Source organism: Centipeda felix, from assembly GCF_900186465.1.
Lineage (GTDB): Bacteria > Bacillota > Negativicutes > Selenomonadales > Selenomonadaceae > Centipeda > Centipeda felix.
The window spans coordinates 87211-107764 of the sequence record NZ_LT891957.1; the positions used below are offsets into that span (position 1 = coordinate 87211).

Below are 20554 nucleotides of genomic sequence, written 5' to 3' on the forward strand. Positions count from 1 at the left end.
CGTTTCTTGGTTCTTCGGTTTTCCCTTTCGGTATGTGTATATTCCCGTACTATCGGCAAAATAGCAAGGCCATATGTGAAGATAAAGAGTGTATACGATCGCCCTAAAACACCCACACACCACGGCTCTCATACACCGATTCCGACGTATCATTCCCGCAACGGATCGCACGATCCAGTGCCATGATAAGTGCGATCACACCGTCGATCTTCTCCATAGATTTCTCCTTATCTGCCTTGATGTTCCCCGCAGGGTCGGTGCGAATGAAGATGTTGTCTGCCATCCAGCGCATGACGGGATGCCCGCCGTGCGCTATTGTCTTTTCCAAGGTCAGCTTCATCAGTTCCTTGGTCGGCGGGCTCATATCCTTGAAGCCCTGCCCGAATGGAACAACGGTGAATCCCATGCCCTCAAGGTTCTGCACCATCTGCACCGCGCCCCATCGGTCGAAGGCAATCTCGCGGATATTGTACTTCTCACCCAGTTTCTCGATGAACATCTCGATGAATCCGTAGTGAACCACATTTCCCTCTGTCGTTTGCAGGAAACCTTGCCTCTCCCACACGTCATACGGCACATGATCACGCCGCACACGCAGGTCAATGTTCTCCTCGGGAATCCAGAAATACGGAAGCACGGCAAACGGCTCATTTTCCTCCGTCGGAGGGAATACAAGAACAAATGCCGTAATATCCATCGTGGAGGAAAGGTCAAGACCGCCGTAGCAGACGCGCCCCTCCAAGGACTCGGCATCCACAGGTGTGGCGCACGCATCCCACTTATCCATCGGCATCCACCGTACAGACTGCTTCACCCACTGATTCAAACGCAGCTGACGGAAGCTGTTCTCCTCGGCGGGATTCTGCCGTGCAGAGTCACACGCCGCCTGTACCTTGTCGATGCCGACCGTGATGCCGAGGGACGGATTCGACCGTTTCCAGACCTCGGGATCTGTCCAATCCTCATCTTCCTTCGCTCCATAGATCACGGGATAGAAGGTCGGGTCAATCTTTCGACCTTCCAGAATGTCTTTCGCTTTCTGGTGCGTCTCGTAGCAGATGGACTGTGTATCCGTCCCCGCCGTGGTGATGAGGAAGTAAAGCGGCTGCATTCGCGCATCGCCGGAGCCTTTCGTCATAACGTCAAAGAGCTTGCGGTTCGGCTGCGTGTGCAGCTCATCAAACACAACGCCATGAATATTGAAGCCATGCTTTGAATACGCCTCTGCCGAAAGCACCTGATAGAAGCTGTTCGTCGGCAGATACACCATCCGCTTCTGGGAGGCGAGGAGCTTCACTCGCTTGCTGAGTGCAGGACACATACGGACCATATCTGCTGCGACCTCGAATACGATGCTCGCTTGCTGACGGTCAGCGGCACAGCCATACACCTCGGCGCGTTCCTCCCCATCGCCGCAGCAAAGGAGGAGTGCAACAGCGGCGGCAAGTTCACTGTTGTGGGTTGGAATGAAGGATTCCCCTACCAGATAACAATGACTCCTGCTGTCCACTTGAATGCACTGCATGGGGACTCTCTCTGAGAGCAGCACGATGTCTGTCAGATAATGAAAACAGGAGCGAGCAACGGGCAGGTTCCTTCCCTCGATCTGCAGCGTCTTTGCCGCAGGGATACGAATGATGGAGCGGCGTGCCTCTTTATCGTTATCCCGATATTTTTCTCTGTACCTCATCGTTCGGCTGTAGATTTCACCCGTTGTCCAAAGCATGGATCGCGGCTCGCCGATGATGTGCTCCACATTCCAGAGATGCCGTTCCCCTGCGACGATGGACGAGCCGTCACGAAAAGTCAGCCGATAGGCTTGCTCGGTATCATCCACATCACTCTTGGCAACAACACGGCAGGGCTGCCCGTTTTCGTCAAAAACGGTATCTCCGACGCGAATATCGCCCATCGTAGTGAATCCGTTCGGTGTCGGGATTTTCGTATCGAGAGCAAGCTGTTTTCCCTGTTTCTTGGGAATCTCCACATATGCCGTGTTGAACTGACGATAGCCGTTCGGCTTCAGAATTCCGAAAATGTCTCGGATAATGCGCTCCTGCCAGTCGATCAGCTCGAAGGGCTTTCCTGCCCACGTCCCCTTCGTATGGCACAGGCACTCAATAAATCCCACGGCATAGTCCGCAGCGGCTTTGTCATAATGCGCGTTCTCTGCCATAAACTTTGTCGGCTTGTAGTCCGTAAGTTTTCGCAAGCAATCCTCCCCATCAAAAAAGAGCCGCTGTCAGCGACTCGAAATATCTGTAACGAGAAGCAGCCCCGAAGGGCTGTTTTGTTGTTCGGCGTGGCTTAGATGCGCTTCATGCACCAAGCCATCGCGTGCCCGCCGTCCTCGAAAAGCTCGGTGGCGGCTTCGACAAGGTTCAAGCGGCATTCAATGTCCGCGAATCCCGTCTCCTCCGGCGTTTCGACCATCTCGTAGACGGCTGCGTGGAAGCCCCAACATTCCATCCCGACGACAAGGATCTGCTCGCCGTACCGCAGGATCGCGCCGCTCGTCCCGAACCGCATCTCATCAAGGTGCTCCATCGTGGTGGTCTTCGGCCATCTTGCTTCTACGCTTTTCATTTTGTGTTCCTCGCTTTCTGTGTGTAGGTTGTTCCCTTCGTCATGTGTATATATGCCTCTAAACACAGAATATAGCAAGTCATATTTCGGATAAACTACACTTATTTTTCGAGAGAAACACAGCCCCGAAAGGCTGTGCTGAGTCGCTGAAACTATCGCCTATTGTTCACCCGTGAGGATGAAGCGCACATACGCTGCGCGGTCCTCCTCGATGTAACAGACCAGCTCGTAGAATCCCTTCTCAAACGCTATCCGCTGAACCGCAGGAACATCGAACATATTCACCTGCCCCGAATCACGGATATCCATGATTTGGGAAACAACCTTCTCGTTCATGATTGACCGCCTTTCTGCACGATGCGGAAGGAGTCCACGCCGGGGATCAAACTGAGCGAGGAGCCTGTCGCCCATCGGACGAGAAGCTGTCCCGCGTCATCAATGCCCAGGACCTCGCCCCTCGTTCCCACCGTTGGGGCTTGCGGATCGTCCATGCCGAGGAGTTCCACCTTTGTCCCGCGTTGGTACTGCCGCTGAAGTGCAGCGATCTGCTCCCTACTCGGAAAATGCATGACGCTCATCTCCTTTCCGATGTCCGCTCTTAAACGCGCTGCTGCCCGTGAGGTTCTGCAGGAGAATCTTGCGCGACTCTTTGTAGGCACTCCCGATCATGCCAAGGCGCAGGAGGAAGCAGCGGAATGCATATTTCTCGTTGTCCACGATCTTCTCCTTTGCCGTGACACGCTTTTGCGTCCGTGCCATCAGGCAGAGTTTGCTGATGAACTCGGCATATGCCTTTGCTGTCTCATCGGTGATCGTGCCGTGCAGCCATGCGAAGGTGATGCGGTCATCGGTCAGCGTGTAGGTCGCCTCGCGAATGTCAAAGGCGTGCCGAATGAGCCGCCCCTTGCTCAGGAGGAGCGCGTCCAGATTCTGCAGTGCCGTCTCGGTGAAAAGGCTGCGTGGGAGACTGATGGAAAGGGTATCTTCGGAGGAGTCAGCTTCTGCATCTGCCGTTTCCGTCGGGGTGGAATCGTTCTGCGCCGTGTCCTCGCAAGGAGTCTCGCTCGTCGCGGATTCCGTTGTGCTCGGCTCCTTCGCCCCTGTGTCTGCGCAGATGCCCTCGTTCTCCCCGCCCTCGGACATGAAGCCCTCCTCGCGCAGTGCCGTGCGCACACGCGCAAGTGTCGCTTCGTCGGTGGCATCGTCGAAGCAAAGACCGCCGTCCTTCGTGATCTCGAATGCTCCGATCTTGTAGGAAAAGCTCGGTGCGCCACAATAGACGGGCTTTTCGCCGACTGCCTTGCTGACTGCCGCGACCATCGCCTTGCGCTCTTCCTTTTGGATGTTGTAATTGACCTTCATGGTGGTTTCCTCCTTCATGTACTTTGGTCATTACATTCATCACTCGTATGGGAAGAATTAGCAAGCAGAATCTGTTGTATACACCATAGCCATCTAGAGAGATAAACCGCAGAGCGTCATCATTTCACAGAATGAGGAGCAGTCATCCGCTCGAGCATCTTGCCCGTCATCCAGATCGCCCCGTCAATGACAAGCGGCAGGAAGATGCGGTCACGGAATCTGCACCATCCTGACTCCTTCTCGGCACTCTCTTTCAGTGCCGCCGTATACGCCGCCGACACTTCACGCGCCACAGGAAGCCCCTTCTCATGCAGCCAGAGAACGGTCGCTTCCTTCGCTTCCGTGCGCACAAAGTCCCCTACATGGTTCTTCAGCTCGTTTTGAATGTGTTCCAGTTTCATCTTCAACACGCTCCTTCATAATCCGTTACCCCACGCGCAATGGCGCGGGCAAATCCATCCTGCCGGCTGCGGAGCAATTCTGCATCGCCCGCATGGTCAATAAACGCAAGCTCCACGAGCACAGCGACCGCATCGGTGTTGCTCAGAACGTACAAACCGTTGACACCGGGCTTTGCGCCCTTTGTGCCGCGATCCACAGTTCCGAGCGCATCCACAATCTGATTCTGGATGCACTGTGCCAGCTTCTCCCCTGCGCCGCTTCCGTAGTAGTGCCAAACCTCCGTCCCCTGCGCCATGCCGTTGCACGCATTGCAGTGGATGGAGATAAACACATCGGCATCCGCAGAGTTGGAAGCTGAGACAACTTCACGGAGACTGTCGGACTGCAATTTTCCGACCACCTCAACACCTGCGGCAGTGAGATAGCCTGCAACAAGGTCAGCGACATTCTTTGCCACATCACATTCTCGCAGCCCATAGCCGCACGCGCCGGGGTCGGGATTCCCGTCCGGGGCATGACCCGGATTCAAAAACACACGCATTATGCTTCCTCCTTTGGTTTCGGTACATCCGCATACGGAATGCGCTCACCATCACGTTCCAAAAATACATCTTCTGCATTGCCGTCCTTGCTCTGGATGTACCGCTCAACAGCGACATCCACGAACTTCGGCTCAAGTTCCACACCATAGCAGATACGCCCCAACTGGTCGCAGGCGATCAGCGTTGATGCCGAGCCAAGGAATCCGTCGAGAACGATACCATTCGTCTGCGTACACTGCTTGACGAGATACGCGATAAGCGGCACGGGCTTCGAGGACGGATGACCGCAGCCGTCCTTCTTCGAGTCCTTGATACGATCAAAAGAGAACACCGTAGTCTGCTTCTGATCGCCGTACCATCTGTGCCGCCCATCCTTTCTCCATCCCCAGATAATCGGCTCGTGGATGTACTTCCAGTCCGTCCGTGTGAGGACGAGGCGGTCTTTCTTCCACACCAGACCTGCGCCAACTTTAAAGCCCGCATCCTCATAAGCGTCATGAAAGATGCGGGCTTTTGCTGTTGCGTAGAAAATGTAGATGGAAGCGTCCGTTGCCATCGCCGAGTGGAAGGCGGTAAAGGCGGATTTCAGGAACTCGTAGGCATCCTTGTCATTCAGATCGTCGTTCTTGATTTTCCCCGATGTGCTTTCAAGCTGGATCATGTATGGGGGATCCGTGCATACGAGGTTGACCTTCTCGCCGCCAAGCAGACGCTCGTATGTCTCCGGCAGTGTGGAATCTCCGCAGATGACACGGTGCTTACCAAGATGCCATACATCGCCCGACCGTGCGACACAAGGCTTTACGAGTTCTGTATCCACATCAAAGTCATCTTCCTGCACCTCCCCATCATCCAGTGAGAGCAGGTCGGCAATCTCGAATTCGTCAAAGCCCGTGAGTGAGATGTCGAAGTCCATCCCCTGCAACGCTTCCATCTCAACGCGCAGCATATCTTCATCCCATCCTGCATCTAGTGCAAAACGGTTGTCTGCGAGGATGTATGCCTTCTTCTGCGCCTCGGTCAGATGGTCGACGAATACGCACGGAACTTGCTCGATGTTCTCTGCCCGTGCGGCCATAACGCGCCCATGTCCTGCGAGGATGCCGTAGTCCTTGTCAATGATGACGGGACTGACGAATCCAAACTCACGCAGACTGCCGCGCAGCTTGTTGATCTGTTCGGGCGAATGCGTCCGTGCGTTGTTGGCATACGGAACGAGTCTCTCAATTGGAACGAGCTTCATCTCCGATGTTGTTTTGTTCAAATGACTTCCCTCCTTACTTCCTCGAGCGCAACAGCCGCTCCATCCGATCCTCCTGCGGCGATCCGCTGAATGTGGTGGTGCAGTTCTGCTTTACGATGTCAAATATCTCATACCAGAGCAGATTGGACTGCTTCTGAAACGCCTGTCCCATTTGAACAAAGGGGCTTGCAATCGCTCCACCTGTCGTCGGATGCTTGCCAATGAGCCCGTATTGACTCATTGCTTCCTCACACTGGATGAAGCGGGCAAATGCCTGCGCGTAGCTTTCAATGAGGCGAGGATTCACGAGACGCTCACAGCCGCGCTCCTTGAGCCACAGCCACGTCTCGCGGAAAATCTCGTCTGCACCGAGCGGCTTTCCATTCCGCTGACGCGCCGACAGGTACTCGCTCGGATTCGGCATCTCCTCGCCGTAGAGGTCGGCGGCATCCACAAGGTCTGTGCCGTCCAGTTCCATCATCGGGAACTCCATCATGTGTGCTGTGCGCCCGCCCGCGATTTTATCTGCGAGTGCTTCGGGTTTGTCTCCCGCCCGGATGCGCCGTCCGCCGCGATTTGTACCGTCACGCGCCATCTTCCCGCCCCCTTCCTTTAATACCCCGTTTGAACCGACGTTTTTGTGCGTGCGCCCCCTCCCCGGTCCACTAACGGCGCGGTTTTAGAGATTTGACCGCCCCTAGGGGGTCTAGCGTATTGCATTTGCTTCACTTTCGCGTTACAATAACCAAAAGGAGGTTATGCATCATGTCCAAGACCGCAACAATCAATATGCGCATCGAACCGACAATCAAAGCGCAAGCTGAAACCGTTTTTTCCAGTTTCGGTATCTCCGTGACCGACGCCATTAACATCTTCCTGCACGCATCCATCATGGAGGGAGGCTTTCCCTTCCAACCGAAACAGCCCCGTTATAATAGGGAAACACTTCTTGCCATGCAGGAAGCACGCGACATCATGGATGGTAAAATTGAGCCGAAGCGTTATCCGTCGCTGTCCGCACTGATGGATGATCTGGATGCGGAGGATGCCCATGCTTGATCTCGTCACCACCACGCAGTTCCGCAAGGATTTAAAGAAACTGCGCAAACGTGGGGCAGATATACAAAAGCTGGATGATGTTCTGAAAATGCTCTGCGCGGAAAAACAACTGCCCGAAAGGTATCGGGATCACGCACTCGTTGGTGATTACATTGGTTTTCGCGAATGCCACATCATGCCGGACTGGCTACTCGTATATGCCATCGACAAAGGAAAACTGATTCTGACCGCTTCCCGCACGGGTTCACATAGCGATCTCTTCTAGCCGATTCATTGGAGTCGGCTTTTTATTTTGGTGCTTTCCGTTGATGAATCCGCTCATGACAAGACACGCAGAGCGACATCAAATTGCTCTCATCGTGCGTGCCGCCGTCGGCGAGAGGTCGAATATGATGCACAAGCGTCGCGAGAACGTATCTGCCTCGCTCCTTGCAACACTCACACAGCGGATGCGCTGACAAGTGACGGTCGCGAATCCTGCGCCACGCGCTGCCATACCTCTCGTGCTGATCATAGCCGCGCGTGAAGTGGTCGTAATGTCGCTGCATGACTTTCTCGTGCTCCTCACAGTAACAGCTTTTCCGGTCTGTAAGATTCGGACAGCCTGTCATTCGACAAGGGCGCTTTGGTTTTCTCGGCATTGCGTTTCTCCATCAAAAAAGCCCTCACGGAGAATTGCTTCTCCAAGAAGGCTGATTCCATATCCTATTTTCGCTGAGTATATCATATCACTGTCAATGTAGTGACATCAAGACGACATCGACTGCCATTTAGTGACATTTAGTGACATCGGAGAAATATTTTTCAGTCCAACGCCATGCAGACGGTAGATTTGACGAAGACCAAGTTTCATCTCCGTCGCAATCTCTGCCCACGAGCGGTAACCCATATAACGGAGATACAGGACACGCCGTGCCTCTTTGTCCTCCACCTGCTGTATCGTTTCGTAGATTTCGGAGCGCAGATCGACAAGCCGATCAATCTCAGCGTCGATCTTCTCTTCACGCTCGATGATTTTTGCAATGGTGTCGGAAAGCTGCGACGTGTTCCTCGTTGCATTGCTCGGCATTCCCGTAATCACGGCGGTAGTCTTTTCTGCCATACTGCGAAGAACTGAGACCTCCTCCAACATACTCTGGATTTCATTGTCAATGTTCCATGCCTGACTGAGATATTCCTTTGCTGTCACACAAATTCCCCCTCTAACTGTTGGAGAAGCCACTCTCCGTTTATACTCGTCAACTGACCAAACCATGCGGAACGAAAGAACCGCTCAGTTTCGCTGCGCATCGCTGCCGCTGCAACATTCCCTGCGTCTTTGGCAAGAGTCGTTCGTGCCCACCGATAGTCTTTCGCCGCCTGTTCGACGATGGCGTTTGCCAGAATTTCATAGTTCATGATGTTACCTCCGCTTTGACGGCAGCAATCAGAGCCGCCTGTGTCTTGTCCTTCTGCTTCAAAGCGCGAAGGATTCTCTCGTCAATCGTGCCCTCGGCGATGATGTGCTGCACCACCACAGTGTTTGAGTTCTGTCCCTGCCGATAGAGCCGCGCCACGGTCTGTTGATAGAATTCCAAACTCCATGTGATGCCAAACCACACCAAGCTCGAACCGCCGCTCTGAAGGTTCAGCCCGTGACCTGCGCTCGCCGGATGGATGAGAGCAACGGGGATCTCTCCGCGATTCCATCGGGCGATTGCGTCATCCGTATCCAGTCGGACGCACGGCACGCGCTTTTCGATGCGCTCCGCATCATGCCGAAACCAATATGTCACGAGAAGAGGCTTGCCGTTCATGCTCTCGACGATGTCCTCCAAGGCATCAAGTTTGCGGTCATGGATATGCAGGGTAGTTCCATCGTCCGTATAGACTGCACCGTTTGCCATCTGCGCGAGTTTCCCGGACAGGACTCCGGCATTTGCCGCCGTCACCTCGTCGCCCTTCATCTGCAAAACCAACTGCTCGCACATCTCGGCATACATTTTCTTCTCTTCCTCATTCATGCGAACACTGTATTCGCTCTCGATCAGCTCCGGCATTCTCAGATGGTCGGCGGCTTTCATGGAGATGGTGATGTCGGCAATCTTCTCGTAAATCCGCTCCTCGGCTCCGGGCAAGGGAGCGTAGGAGAAGACCACCTGTCCGTTTCGCTTGTCCGGCACGAAGTAATCTTGCCGGTACGTCGTAATGAACCGCCCCAAACGCTGTCCCATGTCGAGCACCTTGAACTCTGCGAACAAGTCCATCAAGCCGTTGCCGGACGGCGTTCCCGTCAGCCCGATGACTCTCTTTGCCAGAGGGCGAATCTTCATGAGTGCCTTGAAGCGTTTACTGCTCCAATTCTTGAAGGACGAGAGTTCGTCAATCACGATGGCATCGTAGGAGAAGTCCGTTTTCTCCACGAGCCACGGCACGTTCTCGCGGTTGATGATGTAGAGGGAGGCTTGCTTGCGAAGCGCATCCCGACGCTCTTTCTCCGTTCCGACTGCAACGGAATAACGGATATGGTTCAGATGCTCCCACTTACCGATCTCCTGCGGCCATGTGTTCCGTGCCACACGAAGCGGTGCGATAACGAGAACGCGAGAAATCTCAAAATGGTCAAAGAGCAAGTCATTGAGGGCTGTAAGCGTAATTACCGTCTTTCCAAGTCCCATATCGAGGAGTACGGCGGCAGTTTTATGGCTTGCGATAAAGTCGATGGCGTACTGCTGGTAATCATGCGGTATGAACTTCATGGGGCATCACCTCCAATCTCAACGGAATTCATTACCGAAACACTTCCTGCAGCACATCCACATGATAGGTATTCACCATGCCATATTTGGCATCGTACTCCTTGCCGATGTGGTAGCCCTGCTTTCTGGACATTGCCGAGGCTTTGCGTCCGAGTCTTGCGGCGACATCCCGACCAACGCCACGAACTCCCGTGAGGTTTGCATAGCCGATGATGGTGTAGTGGTGCTCATCGATGGTCATCTGCTTGGACTCGACCTCAAGAAGCCGCTCGTCCACCTTGTCAATCCGTGCATTTGCCGCCTTGATTGCCTTCGCCTGTTCCACCATTCGCTGTGCACTGTAGAGCAGGAATTCCTCGGGGGTCATGTTCCTCATAGGGTTGAAGTAGCTTTCTTCCAGCTCATCGAAAACATCCCATGCCCGCTCGGTTCCCAGCATCTTGCTGTGGCGCGCCGCCCCTTGTTTCGTCCAAAGAATCAGAGACGGTGCGCGACTCCCGACAACTGACTCGATATTTTCGAGTGAGTCCTTGAAAGCCTTGAGATCAGCACCTTCAAGTTTGAAGTAATGCTTCCCCTCAACGAATCGCTCCCTGTTGTTCTTAAAATTCTGCTGGATATGAATTGCCCTGCATCCATACGCCTCGGCAAGCTGCTCCGTGGTCATGACACGGATGCTGTTGTGTTCCAATACCGTAAGTTCATTCATGGTCGATTTCCTCCAATACGCCGTCAATCTGCTCGATGCCGTCAATCACATACACCTTGAATCCAAGCCGCTGAAGCAGCCTGTGCCGTGCCAGCTGCAAGGCTCTCGGCTTCTTCCCCGGTGCTTTCAGTTCCACAAAACCCATTCTGCCGCCGGGCAAAAGTACCAGTCGGTCGGGCATTCCATCGAATCCCGGTGAGGTAAACTTTGGTGCGATGCCGCCCATCGCTCTGGTTCTTGCTGCAAGTTCCTTCTCAATGTCCTTCTCCCGCATCTTGTTCTCCTGTTCCGCACTCCGTTCCATGTGCTTGTTCCATCCTTTCATCCAGTCATAGCAAGGCTTCCGATAGTTTTCGGAACAACACTGCACAGGAAATTTTGCTTTACGCGCGTATGTGTATACCCGCGCGCTCACTATTTATTTTTTATATATTTTATTTAATATATAAATATTGTTCCCTTGTACCGAAGCCTTATACAGCAAAGCTTTGAACGTGGAACAACTGCGGCACAAGTCACAAGCGGCTGTAAATTCTCTGCTTGCCATAGATCGGGATGCGTCTCGGCTCGGGCAGTTTCTGCCATTCGGGGATCTTTGCCATAATGGCAGCGATGGCATAGCTGTCGATGGGACGCAGATCCTCTTTCCGTCTGCCAAAACATTCACACCAGATCTCCATATTGCTGACGGTCTGCCGCTTTTCTGTCCCTCGTGCGGAAAGATCGTCGCCGCTCAGGAAGTCCCGCCGTTCATAAAGCCCCATCTGATTCCAGTTGGCAGGCAGAAGTTCATCCAGATAGAGCCGCACCAATCCTTCACGCTCATCCTGCTCCGTAACGGCATCCTGCTCGGCTTTCGCCACGGACTCCAACTCTGCGTCAAGGTAGAGGGATTCCCCGGCATCGTATCTTGCGACTGCCTCTGCCCAGATCTGCTTGATCTCCTCCAAAGAGAGATCCCACGGCTTCCTTTTCCCGCCCGGTGTCTTGACTGTCCAAAAGCGGCGATTTCCTGTACCGTCACGGAGATATGCACCCTCGCAGTTGGTCGTGCCAAAGAAGATGCACTGTCTCGGATGCGGGGTAACACGCCGCCCGAAACTGGCTCTGTATTTATCATCCTGCCGCGAAATGAACGCCTTGACCTTGTCGATGTCGGCTTTCCGCATTCCCGCAAGTTCTCCGATTTCCATGATCCAGTAGCCTTGGAGTTTTTCGGCTGCGGTCTTGTCGTTCATGTCGGTCAGAGACAGGCTGTCGGAATACCACTCGCCGCCCAGAAGTGCCACAATCGTGGACTTTCCGATACCCTGCGGTCCGTTCAGAACGAGAATGTTGTCAAACTTGATGCCGGGTTTCCGCACTCTTGCAACAGCGGCGCAGAGTGTCTTTCTCGTGACTGCACGTACATAGGCATTATCCGGCGCTCCAAGATAATCAATGAGCAGGGTGTCCAGACGCGGGACTTTATCCCACGGCGGCAGACTGTCTAAAAACTCACGGATGGGATGATAGGATCGGTCGTCGGCGACCTTGGTCACACCAATCTCATAGTTTCGTGCCGAGAACGTTCCATAGTGATCGTCTACATAGCAGATGAGCTGCGCGTCATCTGCATCCCGCCAGAACCTCCCCGGATGCTTCCACGGGACTTCTCCCCGAATTTCCATATTGTCCGCCAGTTGGTTGAATACGATCCCCTTCAAGACCGAATCATGCTCCATGATGAGTTTCAAATTGCGCAGGGAGTTGACCAGTACGCCGTTCTTGTCACGAACGAGTGCCGTCTCCCAATCACTGCCCTCAAAATCCTGTGCCGCCGTCTCCCTCCGCTCGGCGAGGAGCAAGGAGGAAACGAGTTCATCGCGACTGGCAAGTTCTGCCATCGCCGCAAAGGACTTCTTGGAGTCATCGTCACCGAACTTATGGATTCGAACGAGGTCAAATGCGTTCAGGAGTTTTTCGGAGGCAGGATCGGTTGCATGATGCGAGTATGCGAATTTGCCGTCATAGACGACCACACCCGCCGTTCCTTCGCCGGGGATGTAGTCATAACGCCCATCTACCGCCGACGGTGTATAGACATCGGAGAGATGTTTCTCAATGACTTCCTCGATGCTGTAGGCACGGCAGAAGGCTCCGACGATGCCACTTTTCTGAAGTGGATCTGCCTGTGTGCTGACACTGTGCTTTACGGCTTCGGACTGGCGGGAAGATACCGGCCATTGTGTCACATCCCGCCAGTCATCGTATTTTGCGAGATAGGCATCCACATCCAGCGGATCACCGTCCTGCTCCTCAAATATGAACTCGCCGTTGGACGGGCAGGAAGCCCAGTACATCATGCGGTTTGCCTGATAGGTGGAGTCATCGAAATACTCCATGCCGATCTGTTTTGCGACCATACGCATGAATGGTGCATATTCTTCCTCACTGACTTCGCGGGAGAACGGCATCACGAGACGATACCGCTGATGTTGTGGCGCATGACTGTGGGTGGAGTAGATGAAGAAACGTACGCCCGCGAGGACTTCTTTTGCTTTACCGAGAAAATCCTCCCCGTCGGGAATGTGATCAGCATCGAGCGCACCGCACTCCCTGCTGATGACATGACCTTTCTTCCGAATGCCGCCTCTCAGCCAGCCGCCGACAAAGCCACCCTGGTCTTTGGCAATATCCCGCTGTGCCTTCGGCAGTTTCGGATACTCTTCCACGGTTTCCGAGGTACGGATGGGATGACGGTTGCGCTCTTTGATGTCCTCCCAGCTCATTTCTTTGTTTTTGTACCGCTTCTCGGTATTACGATTACAGACCGCGATTTTCATGGAGCAAGCACCTCCTCGCATTTGGTTGTGAAATAACGGATGTTCTTCCGCAGTCTCCCGGCATGAGCAATCTCCGTTTCCATGCCCTCGGTGATCTTCTCGCCGAACACCCAGACCTCGCCGCACAGCCTCAGAAGCTCGAAATTCATATCCATCGCTTTCTCCCGCTCATCTACCTCCGACAGAAACTGAGGAAAGTACAGATGCGGCGCGAGTGGTATCCGCCCCCTGCCCACAGCAAACTTGCAGTACTGCCGCGCCCGCATGACGTTGACGCGCGGATTGTCCCGATAGGGAGAGCAGATATAGGTAAACTGATTTTGTCGGAATACCCTGGTAAGAGCGGCATACGCCGTTGGGTCGGCGTAGCCCTCGTGGTTTCTTCTCTCAATCATTTCTCGCACCTCATCTTCCTGCTGCATTCCGTGCAGCAGATCGCCGTACCAAAGAGGTCAAACTCCGCATCGCCGAAGAACTCGTTGAAATCGACGGGCACTTCCGCTCCGCAGCGCGGACAGCGGCAGAAGACATTCTCGTCATTGATTTCCACCGTGACCTCCAGAGTGTCATTGATGTTTTCCTTAACATAGAACATAAGATTTCCTCCCTTTGAAAACTGATTAGTTCCTCTCATCAGTAAGAGGACGAACAGGGAGGTTTTGGTCACCAAAAATCCTCCCAATTTTCTGGGAGGATGGAAATTACTCTTTCTGATAGAATTGGCACTCGAAACCGTCGGCGTGGAGCAGAAGCCCCTCTGCCCAAGGCGGAGTTCGCGCCATCTGCTCACACACGGCAACAAGAGAGACTCGCTCGTCGCATTCGATGATGAGTTCGTCATGGACGTGCGCGACAATGTCCATCGTTCGCAGCGTCTGCATGGCATAACAGAGAATGTCACGGCTGATTGCCTGCGTGATGTTTTCCACGAGCTTCGGGCCGTAGGATTCGATCCGCGCCCACTTTTTCGATAGGTCGAGTCCCATATAGGTGATGGATTCGCCGCCAAACCGATTCTCCCCGATGCGCGGCTTCACATAGGCGAGCCTGCGACTGCTCGGAAGCTCGATGAACATCATGCTGCCCCGATAGATGAACCGGATGCCGTGTGTGACCTTTGTGCTGCGCTCCTTGATACAGTCCTTCGCGGCGCGATCCACCGCCCACCAGAAGTCCACGATGTTCGGATTTGCTGCACGCCATGCATCCACGAGCGGTTTCAGCTCCTCTTCCTTCATCCCGGACTCCAATGCACCGAATGCTTTCAGCGCACCAACGGAGCCGCCGTATCCACTCGACAATTCTGCTAATTTACCGTACTGCCTGAGATGCCCGTTCTCTCCATGCTTGACCACATTGCAATGGAACATCCTGCCCGCTGTAGCGCAGTAGATGTCGCCATCATTTGCAAAAACGTCCATACGCCATCGTTCCTTGGCAAGCCATGACAGTACCCGTGCTTCAATGGCAGAGAAGTCCGCGACAATGAATTTTCTGCCCTCCTTGGGGATAAAAGCAGTACGGATAAGCTGTGACAGGACATCCGACACGGATTCATAGAGCATTTCGAGTGCCGCATAATTCCCTTGGCGCACGAGGTCACGGGCACACTCAAGGTCGATGAGATAATTTCTTGGAAGATTTTGCAATTGAATGTGCCGTCCCGAAAATCTCCCGGTGCGGTTCGCACCGTAAAACTGAAACATCCCGCGCGCTCTATCATCCGAGCAAACGGTATTCTGCATTGCCTGATATTTCTTCACCGAGGACTTTGCAAGCTGCTGCCGAAGTTCCAGCACTTCCCTCAGCGGAGTGGGAACATTGGCAAGGAGGGCAGTCACGGACTTCTTGTCGAGCGACTCGGTTTCAACGCCCTGCTCCTTGAGCCATGCCTTCATCTGCATCACGCTATTCGGATTCTCAAGCCCCGTCAGAGACTTCATCCTGTCCAACAGTTGATTTTTCGTAATCTCGTCAATCTGGACGGCATTCTCCACCAAGGGCATATCCAGACGTATCCCACGGTCATTGATCTCCTGGTCTAGCACATACTCCTCCCATACCGACGGAGGCACAGGATATTTGGACAGACGCTGTTGAATTGCCATCTCCACTTCGACATCACGGCGATTGTAGGACTTGAAGAGTTCCCACTTCGCTCCCGTGGGTTCGTGGAACGGAGGCGTTGAAAAATAGCGGATGAGTGCCTTGCCCTCGTTCATTTTCTGCTCTTCCAATCCCAACACCCGTCCGACGGCGGCAAGTGAGAGCGGAAGTCCCATGTAGGCAGACCAGACCATCGTGCATCGCCAGCTGTGGGGACTGAGGAAACAAGCGCGCTCGGTAGTGTGAAGCATCCCCAAGTCCGACAAGTATCGCGACAAGCACACACGCTCAAAGTTGGCGTTGAATGCCCACTTGATGACGCTATCATCCGCCAGCGCATCCAGAATTTCCTGCGGAATCCGCTCACCACGCACGAGGTCAATGACCTGCACCGCGCCTCCGTCCACGGAATATCCAAAGAGCAGGATCGCGAAATCCTCTGCCTCGGTGTAACGATATACGCCGCTTTTCCCAATATCCACACTGCTCCGCGTTTCGAGATCAACGGACAATGATTTCATGTCACTTCTCCTTCCGTGACAAAAGCAGCGAGGAAGAATCCCCACTGCCCATGTCTGTCAGCCGTTATTTAGCTGAGAAAGTCCTCGTCCTCATCCGCGAAGTCATCCTCGGCACGGGTCTTGCCGCCGAGCGGCTCACCGTCGGAAATCTTCTGCAGGTTGTTCAGCCCGCAAGCTATGCCCTTGTTGCCGTTCGAGTTGAATGCGTAGAAGTTGATGCTTGCGCGTCCGTAAACGCCGGAGTAGACCTCCGAGTGCTCGATGATCGGATTGCGGGCAGCATCCACGATGCCGGGAGCCGTCGCAGAGTTTGCATTGATAAAGTAACTGTCCTGATACGCCGCATCGTCCGGGCGTTCCACGTCTCCGTCACGGAGCGGGTTCTTAATCGCCGAGAGTGCGGGCACGGACTTGCTGCTGCCCTTGAGCTTCGACTGCCCTTCCTCGTATGCCGTCTGAATGGCGTTCTTGACTGCGGTCACGGTCTTGGTGTCGGACTTCGGGATGATGAGCGAGACGCTGAACTTCGGCGTACCGCCGTTGATGGACTTTGGCTGCCAGACGTTGGCGTAGCTCCAACGTGTCTTGACACCCGTGATCACTTTTGTCGGATTGATAACTTTTGCCATGATGTGTTTTCCTCAACTTTCTTCAAAATCTTCTGCTGCGGTATTCATCGCAGGCCGCTTGTCGCTCATGGGAGCGAGGGTTGGTTTCCCCTGCGGTTTTACGATGAAGCCTCCGAGCAGTTCCTCAAGCTTATTTTTTCCGAGCAGACTGGTCATTGCCGTAATCCCGAGCAGTTTCTGCTCATATGGCTCATAGCCCGCTTCTTTGACTGTTTTGGCGACCGCCGCCTCGTCGGTGTATTTCCGATTCGAGCGGCCTTCCACCAGTTTCCAGTCCGTCCACTGTTTTCCTTGGATTGCCCGCTGCAGGGCGTATTCCTTGATGTCGCTGACCCATGCGGCGAGCATATCGGCTTTTGCAAGCACCGCTTCCACCTCGGCATCTTCCAATGTCGGAGGCATCTCAAAGTCATACCGAGCCAGTTCCAGATTGTACTCTGCCCGCTTGCGGCACGTTGCCTTAATCCTGCAGAACTGGCAGTGTGCTCCGGCGCAGAACTCTCCTTCTCCTTCGTGTGCCAGTTTTGCTGCGGGTACAAGCGTGTCTTGCGCCCACGCCAGAAGGTCAGTTTTCGAGATGGTATACTCCGAGATATTGCTGAGTCTCGGCTGGAAGATAATCATCCAGATCGACTCGATGTCGTACAGTCCGTCGAACATCTGGATGCAGCCGAGCGCGTAGCACATCATCTGCGGATTGCGCTCAGCACTGACCTCAATGCCCTTTCCGTGCTTGTAGTCCACGATGCAGACAGTCTTGCCGGAGATGATGAGCGTGTCGGCTGTGCCGAACCCATCGGGTACAAAGTCCGAGAAGTCCACACGCTGCTCCACGGACACCATCGTATCCTTCGACTCCTCGCGGAACTGCGACACAAGCCCCATAACGAACTGGGCATAAAAGTCTGCACACTCTTCCATCTCACTGTCATAGGAGGACAGCTTCTTGGTCGGATCGCGCACTCGCTCACCAAGTGCCTTGCGGAGTTTGTACTCACAGAGCGTGTGCGCATCTGTCCCTTGGGCGGCATACTCGCTTGGCGCATCAGACTTTTCCGCATTGAGGCGAGCTGACGGCGGGCAGGCGATCCAACGTGCAGCAGAGGATGCCGAGAGGATGGCGTGTTTACGAGCCAATCTTCTCAGCCTCCTTCAGGAGTGTCGCATAGTGCTCCGGCGCAAGCTCGCTGAGTTTGTCTACGCCGAACTTGGAGATCAGAGACTTGACTGCTGCGCTGTGCCCTTCGACAGAGAGTCGTGCAAGCACGGTGCGTACTTCTTCAAGTGTCGGTGAGGCTTCCTCCGATTCCGACACCTTCGACTGCTCATCGCTTGGAGTGCTCTGCACGAATTCCTCCAAGACATCGACCAATCGGTGAAGAACGCCGATAAGCTCGGCTATTGCTTCGTTTTCCTCCCGCATGGAGATCACTTCCTTTCAATTGACTGCGGGGATTTTCACCTTCCTATAAAGAAGAGGACACCGCCGTATGTTTTGGTCACCAATTTTTACATAAAATCTTTGAGCTGTGCTTGAAGCCCGGGCATGAACTTATTCATGCGCTTGCGGATGCTTTCCTTAGATTTGAAACCGACAGCGGCGGCAATGGCACGCTCCGACTGTCCCGAAGCCCTGCGGATAAGAATTTCATGGTCGATGGGATCGAGTTTGGAGAGAGCCTCGTACAGCCTGCGATTACGCTCCTCGCGTGCTGCAGTGTCGGCAACATCCTCGTGGACGGGAAGTGCCGGGTCATTGACATCCACCGCACGTTCCAAAGAGATTGTCCGATACACGGGATGTGAGCATCCATCACAGCTGCGGTTGGCGCAGCAGGGCTTTCCTTCATACATACAGTGCTGCTCGCGCTTTTCCCGCTTATCCTCCCGCCAGATTGGGCACATGACGACGGAGTATTGATTAGCATCGACAGGTGCATAAATTGCCCGCCCCGACGCCTTGAGGAACTTTTCTCCGGCAGTTTTCCGCCGGACGAGTTCATCCATGCCCGTATCCCGGATTCTTCCGTTTTCGTGGATCTGAATCGGGACGGGGACATACACGCCCAGCTTCTTACTGAGCTGAAAACGATGCCCTTGCTGTTGGAGAGCCTTGACCTCCTGCGCAGAGTAGTCTTTGATGATACCGTTAAGCTGGATTTTCATAGTTTTGCGTTCCTTTCGTTCTTGCCGAACGGCGGGATGCAAAACTACGCACGGGCTTCAGTCCGAAAATGGGCATAAAGAAGCACGGTGGGAGCATAGAGATACTGACAAGCTCGTTACCTGTCAGTATCCCTATTCGCATCCCGCCGTCCTATGGCCATCTTGGACAACAGATTGACTTACCTAGGGAAACCGAATTTGTCTCTTCCTACCACCACCTTAAAAATCTTTCTCTACATCGAAGCGGACACATACATCCGATTTGGTCACCGAATTTCTTGCTTGATTAGAAATTTTTCTGGTTTTTTCTCACAAAAGCGAGAAAAGAAACTCTTGCTCGTGTTATAATTTAGACATCAACTGCTCTTGAGTTGCCTCAAGTATAAACAATGCGCTCGGTACAAGCGGGGACGCTATGGTACGCTTCGGCAGAAAGGCTCGAATATGACGTTTTCAGAATTCGTAAATCGCCTTCATGGCATTATTGGAGGAGGCGAGAACACTGTTGCATTTACAAGATCCATACTTGATGCCATCACTACAGAGGAGGCTGATGAGCTCCTCAAAAAATATAAAAATGATGCCTATAAGTCGTATTTCAACGGAAATAGATCCATCGGCAATTTTGCGAAGGAGCTCGCACCTTACATTGAACCGGAGGTATTTGCCAGCTTCATCGCAGATCTTCCCTCGGATGCATTGAGAGAGACTTTGTGCAAAGAGTTCTTGGATATACTCCCCGATGCAACCCCCTTCACTATTGACAAAGAACTTTCTTCCCTGTTTGCCGATATTCTCCGAGTAGAAGCCTCAACAAAAAGAAAAGCCCCTCGGAGACAAATCTCTGAAGAGCAGAAAGAAACTTCGAATAACGGAAAGACAACTATTCTGGATGATTGGGACAATAAAATAACCGTCATTCATCATCAGACAAATGTGGTTCAAAGCGGAACCAACAATATCAATCTGACAAATAACGGTACGATGACTTTTAATCTGTGAGGTTGTCTATGAACGAACTGTCACGCATTTCTCCCGTGCAACAGATTTCCTATAACGTGAACCAACCCGGTGATAAAAACATCAATATATTCAATCATGCCGATGGTGTGATTAATCTTGTATCCCCAGCTCCGTTACAGCTTCCAGAGCATAATACGGAGCAGCTCATTGCCATACAAAACTTCAGCAAAGATTACTATCAGTTGATTGTCACAGTGGCAGAAGATATTTTTACGAGCAACGAAGTCATCATTCCCATCGACCAAGCTTTGACACAAAACCACGCTCCTTCAGAAATATATGACCGCTGTTCATCCTTATCCGAGACTGGCATTGATGAATTAAAAACATTCCCGGCTCTGATATGCAACCAAAACACAGACTACCACGGTCTGACAGATGACAAACAACATGCCATATACAGCTATATCAAACGAATAAAAAAAGAAGGCAGAAATATCAAAATATCATTTTGTCCCATAGCTGTATTTCCCCAACATAAGCTCTGCAAAAAGAGTACATCTGTTTACTTTGATCTTAATATGGAATGTGCCATTACAGATCTGAATCACAGTGCGTGGTCAGTCCACAAGGTCAATCTTTTTGAAGCATTTGCTATCGCCAATCTTTCAAATATGCCGAGACCGTATTGATGAGGGAGGAA

General features: G+C 53.1%; 27 protein-coding genes. 4 read left to right on the top strand and 23 right to left on the bottom strand.

The window, feature by feature from the left end; translation table 11 throughout:
• Window positions 1-103 precede the first annotated feature (103 nt).
• The 9 genes from C1713_RS02930 to C1713_RS02970 form a co-directional block, all read right to left on the bottom strand.
• The gene (locus C1713_RS02930) at window positions 104-2212 is read right to left on the bottom strand and encodes a terminase TerL endonuclease subunit (protein WP_102492983.1); all 2109 of its coding nucleotides are present in this window, start codon (window positions 2210-2212) and stop codon (window positions 104-106) included.
• A 95-nt stretch (window positions 2213-2307) separates the two neighbouring features.
• Window positions 2308-2586 carry an Nmad4 family putative nucleotide modification protein gene (locus C1713_RS02935; RefSeq protein WP_102492984.1) on the bottom strand — a complete coding sequence of 93 codons (279 nt, stop codon included), beginning with the start codon at window positions 2584-2586 and terminating at the stop codon, window positions 2308-2310.
• Between the two features lie 159 nt (window positions 2587-2745).
• The gene (locus tag C1713_RS02940) at window positions 2746-2922 is read right to left on the bottom strand and encodes a DUF5049 domain-containing protein (RefSeq protein ID WP_102492985.1); all 177 of its coding nucleotides are present in this window, start codon (window positions 2920-2922) and stop codon (window positions 2746-2748) included.
• Window positions 2919-3155 carry a DUF4314 domain-containing protein gene (locus C1713_RS02945; protein ID WP_102492986.1) on the bottom strand — a complete coding sequence of 79 codons (237 nt, stop codon included), beginning with the start codon at window positions 3153-3155 and terminating at the stop codon, window positions 2919-2921. The genes C1713_RS02940 and C1713_RS02945 overlap by 4 nt, the downstream gene beginning before the upstream one ends.
• The gene (locus C1713_RS02950; RefSeq protein WP_102492987.1) at window positions 3139-3948 is read right to left on the bottom strand and encodes a virulence protein; all 810 of its coding nucleotides are present in this window, start codon (window positions 3946-3948) and stop codon (window positions 3139-3141) included. The genes C1713_RS02945 and C1713_RS02950 overlap by 17 nt, the downstream gene beginning before the upstream one ends.
• Window positions 3949-4067: 119 nt before the next feature.
• Window positions 4068-4349 carry a prevent-host-death protein gene (locus C1713_RS02955; RefSeq protein WP_102492988.1) on the bottom strand — a complete coding sequence of 94 codons (282 nt, stop codon included), beginning with the start codon at window positions 4347-4349 and terminating at the stop codon, window positions 4068-4070.
• A 2-nt stretch (window positions 4350-4351) separates the two neighbouring features.
• Window positions 4352-4891, bottom strand: coding sequence for an N-acetylmuramoyl-L-alanine amidase family protein (locus C1713_RS02960; RefSeq protein WP_102492989.1), 540 nt, complete (start codon window positions 4889-4891; stop codon window positions 4352-4354).
• The gene (locus C1713_RS02965; protein ID WP_102492990.1) at window positions 4891-6156 is read right to left on the bottom strand and encodes a site-specific DNA-methyltransferase; all 1266 of its coding nucleotides are present in this window, start codon (window positions 6154-6156) and stop codon (window positions 4891-4893) included. The genes C1713_RS02960 and C1713_RS02965 overlap by 1 nt, the downstream gene beginning before the upstream one ends.
• A 13-nt stretch (window positions 6157-6169) precedes the next feature.
• A complete protein-coding gene (locus tag C1713_RS02970) occupies window positions 6170-6730 on the bottom strand; it encodes a P27 family phage terminase small subunit (protein ID WP_102492991.1) in 561 nt (186 codons plus the stop codon).
• A 170-nt stretch (window positions 6731-6900) separates the two neighbouring features.
• On the opposite strand from C1713_RS02970, the gene C1713_RS02975 reads away from it, so the two are divergent.
• Both C1713_RS02975 and C1713_RS02980 read left to right on the top strand, forming a co-directional pair.
• Window positions 6901-7194, top strand: coding sequence for a type II toxin-antitoxin system RelB/DinJ family antitoxin (locus tag C1713_RS02975; protein WP_006696279.1), 294 nt, complete (start codon window positions 6901-6903; stop codon window positions 7192-7194).
• Window positions 7187-7459 (top strand): type II toxin-antitoxin system RelE/ParE family toxin, encoded by a 273-nt coding sequence (locus tag C1713_RS02980; RefSeq protein ID WP_102492992.1) that lies wholly within the window; start codon window positions 7187-7189, stop codon window positions 7457-7459. The genes C1713_RS02975 and C1713_RS02980 overlap by 8 nt, the downstream gene beginning before the upstream one ends.
• A gap of 22 nt (window positions 7460-7481) precedes the next feature.
• Here the strand turns inward: C1713_RS02980 and C1713_RS02985 are convergent, their stop codons facing one another.
• The 14 genes from C1713_RS02985 to C1713_RS03050 form a co-directional block, all read right to left on the bottom strand.
• Entirely contained in the window at window positions 7482-7835 is a 354-nt protein-coding gene (locus C1713_RS02985; protein ID WP_102492993.1) for an HNH endonuclease, read from the bottom strand.
• A gap of 107 nt (window positions 7836-7942) precedes the next feature.
• A complete protein-coding gene (locus tag C1713_RS02990) occupies window positions 7943-8383 on the bottom strand; it encodes a hypothetical protein (protein ID WP_245870947.1) in 441 nt (146 codons plus the stop codon).
• Entirely contained in the window at window positions 8380-8592 is a 213-nt protein-coding gene (locus C1713_RS02995; protein WP_102492994.1) for a hypothetical protein, read from the bottom strand. Before C1713_RS02995 ends, C1713_RS02990 begins: the two co-directional genes overlap by 4 nt.
• The gene (locus C1713_RS03000; RefSeq protein WP_102492995.1) at window positions 8589-9932 is read right to left on the bottom strand and encodes a DEAD/DEAH box helicase; all 1344 of its coding nucleotides are present in this window, start codon (window positions 9930-9932) and stop codon (window positions 8589-8591) included. Before C1713_RS03000 ends, C1713_RS02995 begins: the two co-directional genes overlap by 4 nt.
• Window positions 9933-9963: 31 nt before the next feature.
• The gene (locus tag C1713_RS03005; RefSeq protein ID WP_102492996.1) at window positions 9964-10641 is read right to left on the bottom strand and encodes an ORF6N domain-containing protein; all 678 of its coding nucleotides are present in this window, start codon (window positions 10639-10641) and stop codon (window positions 9964-9966) included.
• Window positions 10634-10915: a VRR-NUC domain-containing protein gene (locus C1713_RS03010; protein WP_102492997.1), complete on the bottom strand. Its 282-nt coding sequence runs from the start codon at window positions 10913-10915 to the stop codon at window positions 10634-10636. Before C1713_RS03010 ends, C1713_RS03005 begins: the two co-directional genes overlap by 8 nt.
• Before the next feature lie 241 nt (window positions 10916-11156).
• Window positions 11157-13466, bottom strand: a complete 2310-nt coding sequence (locus C1713_RS03015) for a virulence-associated E family protein (RefSeq protein WP_102492998.1) — start codon at window positions 13464-13466, stop codon at window positions 11157-11159.
• A complete protein-coding gene (locus tag C1713_RS03020; protein WP_102492999.1) occupies window positions 13463-13861 on the bottom strand; it encodes a DUF7768 domain-containing protein in 399 nt (132 codons plus the stop codon). Before C1713_RS03020 ends, C1713_RS03015 begins: the two co-directional genes overlap by 4 nt.
• Window positions 13858-14061 (bottom strand): hypothetical protein, encoded by a 204-nt coding sequence (locus C1713_RS03025; RefSeq protein WP_006696234.1) that lies wholly within the window; start codon window positions 14059-14061, stop codon window positions 13858-13860. The genes C1713_RS03020 and C1713_RS03025 overlap by 4 nt, the downstream gene beginning before the upstream one ends.
• A 106-nt stretch (window positions 14062-14167) precedes the next feature.
• Window positions 14168-16093 (bottom strand): DNA polymerase, encoded by a 1926-nt coding sequence (locus C1713_RS03030; protein WP_102493000.1) that lies wholly within the window; start codon window positions 16091-16093, stop codon window positions 14168-14170.
• Window positions 16094-16161: 68 nt separating this feature from the next.
• Window positions 16162-16722, bottom strand: coding sequence for a DUF2815 family protein (locus C1713_RS03035; protein WP_102493001.1), 561 nt, complete (start codon window positions 16720-16722; stop codon window positions 16162-16164).
• Window positions 16723-16734: 12 nt separating this feature from the next.
• Window positions 16735-17859 (bottom strand): DUF2800 domain-containing protein, encoded by a 1125-nt coding sequence (locus C1713_RS03040; protein ID WP_102493002.1) that lies wholly within the window; start codon window positions 17857-17859, stop codon window positions 16735-16737.
• Window positions 17849-18145 carry an NAD-dependent DNA ligase gene (locus tag C1713_RS03045; protein WP_102493003.1) on the bottom strand — a complete coding sequence of 99 codons (297 nt, stop codon included), beginning with the start codon at window positions 18143-18145 and terminating at the stop codon, window positions 17849-17851. Before C1713_RS03045 ends, C1713_RS03040 begins: the two co-directional genes overlap by 11 nt.
• Window positions 18146-18231: 86 nt before the next feature.
• Window positions 18232-18888: an RNA polymerase sigma factor gene (locus tag C1713_RS03050; protein ID WP_102493004.1), complete on the bottom strand. Its 657-nt coding sequence runs from the start codon at window positions 18886-18888 to the stop codon at window positions 18232-18234.
• Between the two features lie 444 nt (window positions 18889-19332).
• Here C1713_RS03050 and C1713_RS03055 point away from each other — a divergent pair, with 444 nt between their 5' ends.
• Together C1713_RS03055 and C1713_RS03060 are read left to right on the top strand one after the other, a co-directional pair.
• The gene (locus C1713_RS03055; RefSeq protein ID WP_102493005.1) at window positions 19333-19890 is read left to right on the top strand and encodes a hypothetical protein; all 558 of its coding nucleotides are present in this window, start codon (window positions 19333-19335) and stop codon (window positions 19888-19890) included.
• A gap of 8 nt (window positions 19891-19898) precedes the next feature.
• Complete coding sequence (locus tag C1713_RS03060; protein WP_102493006.1) at window positions 19899-20543, top strand: hypothetical protein; 645 nt, start codon at window positions 19899-19901, stop codon at window positions 20541-20543.
• Window positions 20544-20554 lie beyond the last annotated feature (11 nt).